Source organism: Streptomyces sp. SID1328, from assembly GCF_009865595.1.
Lineage (GTDB): Bacteria > Actinomycetota > Actinomycetes > Streptomycetales > Streptomycetaceae > Streptomyces > Streptomyces griseoluteus.
The window spans coordinates 1-680 of the sequence record NZ_WWKH01000975.1; the positions used below are offsets into that span (position 1 = coordinate 1).

1 protein-coding gene is annotated in these 680 nt (G+C 74.3%); it reads right to left on the bottom strand.

The features are described from left to right. Positions 1–298 precede the first annotated feature (298 nt). A partial coding sequence (locus GT030_RS31495) for a helix-turn-helix transcriptional regulator (protein WP_161204009.1) occupies positions 299–680 on the bottom strand: 382 nt, incomplete at its 5' end.

Below are 680 nucleotides of genomic sequence, written 5' to 3' on the forward strand. Positions count from 1 at the left end.
GCGGCGGCGGCGGTCGCCAGCACGGTCACGGCGGTCTTTCTGGCACGTCTGAGCCCGAACATGAGTCTCCTCAGTGGGGGTTGCCGGTGGGGGTCGCGCGGGTGTGGGGGTGGTGCACGGGGACGGGGCACCCCCGGCTCCGGTGGAGCGGAGAGGGGGGGGATTCCGAACCCGTGTGCCCGGCGAGCGGCACGCCCCTCACGCTAGGACCCGGAACTCCCGCCTCCCAATGAGGGAACCCCCTAGGGGGTCAGGGGAGGGAAAACCCTCGGTCCGGCTCAGTTAACCGGGGGCGCCGTCACTTCGCGCGGCGACCTGCGGCCAATCGGACGATGTCCACCCGTGAGCGGATGCCCAGCTTCCGGTAGACCCGGGTCAGGGTCGCCTCCACCGTCTTCACGCTCACGAACAGCCGTGCTGCTATCTCCCGGTTGGTGGCGCCCTCCATCACCAGCGCGGCCACCTGACGCTCCATCGCGGCCAGCCCCGCCAGCGCGTCCAGCGTCTCCGGGGCGTCCGGCACGGGCACCGGCGGCGCGGGCTCCGGCGCGCTGCGGGCCTCGTCCACCTGGCCCAGCCAGGGCAGCGCCCGGCAGCGCCGGAACAGCCGGGTCGCCTCGTCGTACGCGGTGCCCCTGCGGCGGGCCCCCTCCGGGGAACGGGCACGGAGCTGGGCCAGG